Source organism: Olsenella profusa F0195, from assembly GCF_000468755.1.
GTDB lineage: Bacteria > Actinomycetota > Coriobacteriia > Coriobacteriales > Atopobiaceae > Olsenella_F > Olsenella_F profusa.
Genome location: NZ_AWEZ01000068.1, coordinates 1 through 7,457, shown reverse-complemented (window position 1 = coordinate 7,457; position 7,457 = coordinate 1). Strand labels below are relative to the sequence as shown.

6 protein-coding genes are annotated in these 7,457 nt (G+C 57.0%); 3 read left to right on the top strand and 3 right to left on the bottom strand.

All coding sequences use genetic code 11. The features are described 5' to 3' along the window. On the top strand, positions 1-550 hold a 550-nt coding region (locus HMPREF1316_RS11375), incomplete at its 5' end, for an IS3 family transposase (protein ID WP_021727167.1). An 81-nt stretch (positions 551-631) separates the two neighbouring features. Here the strand turns inward: HMPREF1316_RS11375 and HMPREF1316_RS11370 are convergent. After that, on the bottom strand, positions 632-1,441 hold the full coding sequence (locus HMPREF1316_RS11370) for a hypothetical protein (RefSeq protein ID WP_021727169.1): 810 nt from the start codon (positions 1,439-1,441) through the stop codon (positions 632-634). A gap of 577 nt (positions 1,442-2,018) precedes the next feature. Here HMPREF1316_RS11370 and HMPREF1316_RS13420 point away from each other — a divergent pair. After that, the gene (locus tag HMPREF1316_RS13420; protein ID WP_021727170.1) at positions 2,019-4,007 is read left to right on the top strand and encodes a protein kinase domain-containing protein; all 1,989 of its coding nucleotides are present in this window, start codon (positions 2,019-2,021) and stop codon (positions 4,005-4,007) included. Positions 4,008-4,767: 760 nt separating this feature from the next. Here the strand turns inward: HMPREF1316_RS13420 and HMPREF1316_RS11350 are convergent. Together HMPREF1316_RS11350 and istA are read right to left on the bottom strand one after the other, a co-directional pair. Beyond that, positions 4,768-5,652, bottom strand: a complete 885-nt coding sequence (locus HMPREF1316_RS11350; RefSeq protein WP_051333012.1) for an ATP-binding protein — start codon at positions 5,650-5,652, stop codon at positions 4,768-4,770. Then, positions 5,649-7,085, bottom strand: a complete 1,437-nt coding sequence (istA, locus tag HMPREF1316_RS14180) for an IS21 family transposase (protein ID WP_021727168.1) — start codon at positions 7,083-7,085, stop codon at positions 5,649-5,651. Before istA ends, HMPREF1316_RS11350 begins: the two co-directional genes overlap by 4 nt. A gap of 170 nt (positions 7,086-7,255) precedes the next feature. Here istA and HMPREF1316_RS11340 point away from each other — a divergent pair. Further along, positions 7,256-7,457 (top strand): hypothetical protein (locus HMPREF1316_RS11340; protein WP_040652434.1); only part of this gene is annotated, 202 nt, incomplete at its 3' end.

Here is a 7,457-nt window from a genome sequence, read left to right as displayed (position 1 = left end):
CAAGGGGGCCGTGGGCGGGACCTTCGAGAACGTGGTGGGGCGCGACTTCGGGGCCGACGGGCCCTGGGAGAAGATGGGGACCGACGTCACTGAGTCCGGGCGGCCGTGGGGAAGGGCCTACTTCGCGCCCGTCTACGACTTCGGCAGCAAGGAGATCGTCGCCTGGTCGACGTCGACGCACCCCGACATGGCGCAGCAGCATGAGCTGCTCGACCAGCTCATGTCCAAGAAGCCCGAGGGCGCCAGACCGACACTGCACTCGGACATGGGATGGCGGCACCGGCACGCGGAGTGGTGCGGCAGGCTGGAGGAGGCCGGCATCGTGCAGAGCATGTCCCGGAAGGGCAACTGCATCGACGACGGCGCGACGGAGCAGGTGTTCGGGCACCCGAGGGACGAGCTCTTCCGGAACCGGGTGTGGCCGAGCTTCGATGCGTTCAAGAGGGATCTCGACGCCTACATCATCCACTGGAACACGAGAAGGCGGCAGGTCAAACTGAGGGGACTGACCCCGGAGGAGTTCCGGAATCAGTCCCTGAATGCGGCTTAGTCTCTATTTGGCCGTCCAAGTTTTGGGACGCAGTTCAACCGACACGGGCATCATCTCGATGCGTTATAAAGTGCGAGTATGCTAGACCTCCATGCTCACCATGCGATTCCTGTCATAGTGAAGCTCAGGCACTTTCATCCTGCTCACGTCATAGATGACTGATTCGGGTAACACAAACCCGTTAGTGAATAGGTGCTCGTGCTTGAAGGGGGTATGCCAGATGAAATAGTCAGCGTTAGAGTTTCTGATGATGTCGAGAAACATTGCATCGGCAAAGAAATAATGTGGTCGTCCGCGCAAGGAGTCGCCCTTATGCACCCCACCCCTAATAGGTTCCATGCCCTCGAAATAACCAGTAGACTCATCGAAGACATAGAAGATGAGTTTGTATTCAGGATAGTTGTGTCGATAGTTTTCCGTATGCTTTGCGTGCTTTTCAACGATCCTTTTAAAGCCGTCAAGATACATGCTGTAGCTATGATCCTCGCTTGTCGGTAGATCCGTCTTTCCCAAGACGGTCAGCATGGCATCATCGGCGGCCATGTTTAGTAGTTCCTTAAGCTCCTTCCCATACCGTTTGATGATTTCGGTTTCATGAGCTCGCGCTGGGTTGATGACACCCTTCTTGTCACCGGGTCTCTCGTGGTCGTCAACGCGCATGGCTTCGAGCATAAGGGCATGCGCGGAGTTGATGAAATCCGGCGGAGGCGCATCTTTTCCAGAATGGTCTTCCCAACCTAGTTCATTGAGGACTACTGCGAGGATGGCCTCGACTTCATCATCCTCGGGAATAAGCGCACATAACTCACTCCTAAAGTCCGTGCGGAGATAGTCAAGTTGCTCCGCCTCGACGTCGAGCGAGTTCCTGATTCTGCCTTTCTTCTTTCCCATATCGCCCATCCAAAGTGCCGATAGTCTTTATTGAATATATTGTATATGGCACGACCGGATGCGAAGTAAATTGCTAACTGCTGCACTGCATCTACTTGCAAGTGGCTATTTAGCGATGAAATACAGTCTCTTTCGCAAGTGTTGAGGGTTAGATGGTTCCAAGACATGAGGTGGGATGTGAGCCCACCTTGACGGGAATAGTGCCAATGGAGCTGGTGTAAGTGAATTCGTGAGCAAGCGCCATCCAACGAGCGGACATCAGGCTCGCAGTCGTATGTCGAACCAGATACACCAAGTATGCGAAGTAGCCATAGACGTTAAAGAGACCGATCACAAATAAAGACAAGTTTAGGATTCTTTACTACTAATAAACCTATTTGCATGTCAGAGCAGCTCTAGATTGGTTTAATCCGGCACTAAAACCCTGCCTTATACTTAATCTATTGAAGCATTATGGGGTTACGCATTAAATGCATACCTTACATTCCATGAGATGGAGGCTTGTATGGCAAAAGAAATAGATGTCGATGGCGTCACATACAAGGTCATCAAACAGCTGGGCTAAGGTGGACAAGGTATGGTACATCTTGTCGAGTCTGGTGAGCAGCGTTATGCGATAAAGACGATTCAACTCCACAATGAAAAAAAGAAAAGTGGCAAGAGCAAGAATGACCGCCTTCGGGAGGAAGTCAAGTACTGCAGGAAGCTTCACTCACGACATGTCATCCAAATCATATCCGCAGAAGAAAAAGATGTTATGACAGGCAACAATCCTGGCAGACAGCTCCAGTACGTAATGCCATGCTTCGACGGCACTCTAAGAGATTGGACTTCAAAGAACGTCCCCATAGAACGGAAGTTCAATCTCCTACACCAGCTCTACGATGCGGTCTCCGCAATTCATGCCGACGGCGTGGTACATCGCGATATCAAACCAGAGAATATCCTTGTTGACTCAAAGGGGCTTCACCTCGTCTTGGCAGATTTCGGGATAGCCCATTTCGATGGATCCGGAAAGACATTAACGAAGGAACTGCTAGCAAATCGAGCGTACTTCGCTCCAGAGCAGATGAAGGACAAAGATCAGAAAGATGTCGGACCTGCCGCTGACATCTTCGCTCTTGGCCTAATAACGAATGAACTCTTTACGCTGAGCATCCCAAGAGGAAGCACTTTCAGGCGGATAGGAGACGTGTATCCGCTCTTGTCTGGACTCGACAGCCTCGTCGAGCGAATGATTCGTCAGAATCCGAGCAAGCGTATTTCGATTGCTTCTGCAAAAAGCGAGTTGAAGCGGGTTGCGTGCACTTATAGGGATTCTCTTTCCAATGTGGAGACTTACCTAAAGGATTGCAGTACGTCTGATTGGGAAGCCCGGCTGGCAGAGATGAAGCAAGACGCACTCGACAGAGAAGTTGCCGAGGAAGTATTGAAATCCATGGGACAACGAGACCTCGATGACTTCCTCACCAATCACATCGAAAAGCCTCAGGAGCTATCAGGAGCTGAGAAGACAAGATGGATACTCTACCATGCGAAATACCTAGTCAAAAACGATCGTGAGAAATACAGCTGCGAGAACATCCTCCATCGGCCTTCTAAACAAGAACTCCAATCTATCGAGGACAAGATTTACAGACAGGGAGCTGAGGAAGCTATCTTAGCTGGCCAGCTTTTGAAAACACTGTCTATCAGGGAATGGCAGTCCAGAAATTTGAACTATCATCACAATATCCGCTTCTGTCCAGATAAGGATTTGCTGTATGCCGCACAAAGCATCTGCTTTCTTGAGATGTGCAGAAAGAAGTTCGAATACGAGTCGAACACCTGTCGGTCAGTCAGCGGGCCTGATAGACAATCCGCGTATGACGATGGGCCCAACGAGGAGCAGCGGGCACAGCTGGATGCCTGGCTCTCAGAGAGGTGCTTCGCTCTCGGACTGATTACTGATTCAAAGACGGTACATGGCAAGATATGGAAGTACTTCATATCCTGTGGTAGCTATCACTGTACAGAACTGCTCGAAGCAACGAAGAAAGCCGAGCGACCATGGAATAATGCATTTTCTTCTGAGGAATCTGCAATGTGCCTTGCACACGATATGGCAATTCATCTGATATCGGTAACCCATCCGCATGAAGATCCAAGAAGGCGATTGGACGAATTCAATCTGTGGGAGCATGTTGAGCTCAGTAATGTCACTGATTGGCCGCTTGAAGCCTTTCTTGAGAAAAACAAGCAGGCGCGGGATTTAATCTCTGGGCCCTCTTTAGATGCGGACGGAGCGAAGGAAATCCTAGAGACTCTGAAGGAGCAGTACGACGGCGTGAACTTTGAAATCAGAGACAATGCAGCTATTGTAAACTTTGCTGATTCAGAGCAGTATAACCGCTTCTGTCATGAAGCTAAAGGGAAAGCAAGAGGACATTACATTTTCGAAGGTGATGTCATAGACATTCTCGTGCCAGCATTTAGTGGAGATGGATTAACTCAGCACATTTGGAGTTTAGGGTTTGACGTGAAGCATACTCTAGCCATGGTTCTCGGTTTACGAGATGTCAAATAGTTCCAGTTTGTCTATCACTTAACCAGTCGCAATTTTGCCAAAGTAGTGTCGAGAAAGTTAGTGCAAGCGTTTGGGTGTGCAAGCGGGTGGACCGTCTCGATACAAGACGACCACCTCCCAGAGTCTACAATCACAACAAGCCAGGTTCGGAGCGAATGGGCCGTTACGCAGATTTCCCGTAAGCCTAGCCGTTGTGTGCCAACAGGTTGTTGACACCCCGGACGTGACAGGGGGGTGTCCCTATAGTTCTGTCAAGGGGTCGGGATGAGAGCCTTGGACATTCTCGGTGACGGGTGGCTCCTCGTAGGGGACCCGGTCGCGCATGATCGCGTGGATCGCGCCGAGCCGCTTGCGTGCCACCGCCCTGAGCGCCTTGTTGTGGTGCAAGCCCCGGGGAGGCACTCGTCGCAGTGCCTCCCGAGCCTGTTCCGGGTGCCGACGAGCGAGTTACGGCTGAGGTGTAGAGGGTAACGTCTCTTACCGAGGATGAGGTAAGGAGTCCTTCCCATCGGCGGCAGGCGGAATTTCCCAGGGCCCGGTTGCCACTATTTCCCGCGTTGCGGTGCGCACTCCTTCCCACGTCCCGGTGACGAGAACTTCCAAGCGGATTGACGGGAGGAGGCATCATCGGTGCATCCTAGCGGTCGTGTCCGACCAAAGACCGACCGCCAGGAGCAACGAGATGATACGGGACAGGATGATCGAGGAGATACAGGAGCTGAAGCTCGCGGGGTACACGGCGCGCGAGGCCTACGACGCCCTAAGGACGCGCCGCAACAAGGTGCCGACGCTCAATGTATTCCGTCAAGTAAAAGTCGACAAAAACCGCTGTCGACTTTCGACACGCCCGCATTGGCACGCCTGTCTTGATTGACCAGAAGTCTGCCCTCTTTCCCAGCATCAGGGCGTTCTCCATTCGGTAGCTCGTGCCGTCGAACTCCACCAGCCTTCCTGTGCACACGAGCCTGTCGATGATTGCTGAGGCCATCTTGTCGTCGCCGAACACGGTGCCCCAGCGGCCGAGCTCGATGTTCGTGGCTGTCACCATGCTCTGGCCAGTCTCGGCAGCCGACACCACCCGGAACAGGAGACGCGCGCCGTCGACGTCCAGGGGGACGTGGCCGAGCTCGTCGATTATCAGCAGGTCCACGAATTCTAGGTCTTCCAGGGCCCTCCTCAGCGTTCCCCGCCCCTTTGCCTCGACGAGGTGCATCACCAGCTGAGCCGCCGTGCTGAACCTCACCGACTTGCCCGCGTTTGCCGCCGCGATGCCGATGGCGATGGCGAGGTGCGTCCTTCCGCGTCCGGTTTTGCCGTGGAACACGAGGTCCTGGCCCGCGTCGACGAGGGCGAGGGACCCGGGCTCGGGCTCCCCGTGCCCCTCGGGGAACGCGACCTGCGAGAGGTCGTAGCCCTCGAGCGGCTTTATCGCCGGGGACCTCGCCTTCCGCATGCGCTTCTCCAGCGCGTTTTGGGCCCTGACCTCCAGCTGCCTGGCCGCGATGCCGTCGACCGCCCGCAGGTCGGACATCGTCGCGTCCGCGAGAAACTCCTCGACCACGATAGCCGAGAAGCAGGGCTTCCTCGCGTTGGCCCCTATCGATGCCTCCAGCAACTTTCTATCCTCTGCCGTCGCCCTGCTCACGATGCCACCCCCATGAACTCGTCGTACTCGCTGAGGTCGGTGTCGACGTCGTGCTCGACCGCACCCGACGTCGCCCTCGCGGCGCCGGCCGCGACCGAGGCCTCGTCTATCCTGCCGGTCACAGCGAAAGCCGCCTCGACAGCCTGCAGGGTGGCGGTCCAGCCGGAGGTCTTGGCCCGGTCGCGCATGATCCTGAGCTCTGCCCTCAGCCCGTCCTTGCCCAGCGAGTCCATGTGCTCCCGCAGGCCGTCGGGCAGCGATGCCCTGACCAGGCTGCTCTCCCATGCCCCGGGATGCCATGCGAGCGCAGCGAGCTGGGCGGCGGGGTCGCCCGTGTCGGTCGGCGCGGCGCCGTACGCACGCCTGTGCTCGCACACGAGCTCGCCGTCGGAGGTGCACGCCTCGACCTTGGCGGCCCTAAGCCCCACGGTCGCCTTCTTGCCGGCAAGCGACGGGCGGGCCGGGTGGCGGTGGCGCCCCTTCTCGCCGACGGATGCCTTGCCCTTCTCGTCGGCGGCCCTGACGACGTACGTCACACGTCCAAACGGCTTCTCGGGAAGCCCGAGGAGCGCGAGGCGGCCCTCCTCGAACAGCTGCCTCTCCGGCTCTCCTTTGATCCAGTGCTCCTCGTCCGCCATCGACGTGCGCTTGTCCAGCAGCCGCAGGTCGGACGTGTCGGCGTTCCATACCTGCGGCACCGGAACGAAGAGGTTGCGGCGTATCGTGCCGACCTCGTTCTCGACGTCGCCCTTCTCGTGGCCAGAATGGGGATTGCAGAGCCTGTAGGCAAAGCCGTAGTGGGCGCCGCAGGCCTCGGACAGGCGCGTGGCCCTGATGATGTCGCACGTCTTCCTGCCGACGCCGGCCGCGCTGTCGAAGACGACCCTGGTGGGAACGCCGCCGACGTACTCGAAGACGCTCCTGAGGCCCTGGCACGCGCATTCGGCGTCCTCGCCCGGGGACACCTGCGCTAGGCCGACGTTCGAGAACGGAAACGCCACAACGAAGTACTTGAGCGTGGCCCCAATCCCGCGCACGTGGAAGTCGGCCTGCGCCTCGCCAGGCGCCCACACGAGGTCGAGGAGCCGCTCGCGCTGGGCGGGGCGCGCCTCCTTGGCTTTCCTGACGTACCTCTCGACGGTGCTGAGCGAGACGTGCGCGCCCTCTTCCTCGACGAGCCTGTCGTGGACGCGCTTCGCGGTGTGGCGCTGCTTAAAACCGGATCTCGCGTCATCGTCGAGCCACTGGTCGATCAGGGCCCTGTACGAGTCGAGCTTCGACGCGTGCTCCCTTGCGACCGGTACGCTCGGGCTGAAGTCGGCCTTGTCGCGGCACTCGTGGACGGTGTCGCGCGAGACCTCCGCGTCTCTGGCGATCTCGGCGGCCGAGGGCCCCTCGCGCCACCTGCGTCGTATAGAGTTCTGCTTGGACATGCCGGTCATTTCCTTTCAGGGCCTCCTTAAGTAGATACGAGCACTCTTAAGTTAGCCCCACTCGATGTGGTCGGCATGCCTGTTTGCGGGAAGCGTCGACTTTACGATGACGTTTTTGTCGACTTAGATATTACGGAACACAGCTCAAGACGGTTCGCAAGCACTACAACATGGACCGCGTCCCGGAGGACAGCCACGCAAGGGTCAGGAAGCAGGCCGCGTTCGACGTCGAGCCGCTCGCGTCGGCGATCGTCGGGATGCTGGAGGGGAACCCGGGCTGCTGCATGGGCTCGGTCTACGACGTGCTCGTGGAGCGCTTCGCGGAGACCGGCGGGATGGGCGCCCTTTGTGTTTTGTCAACACGATTTGAGC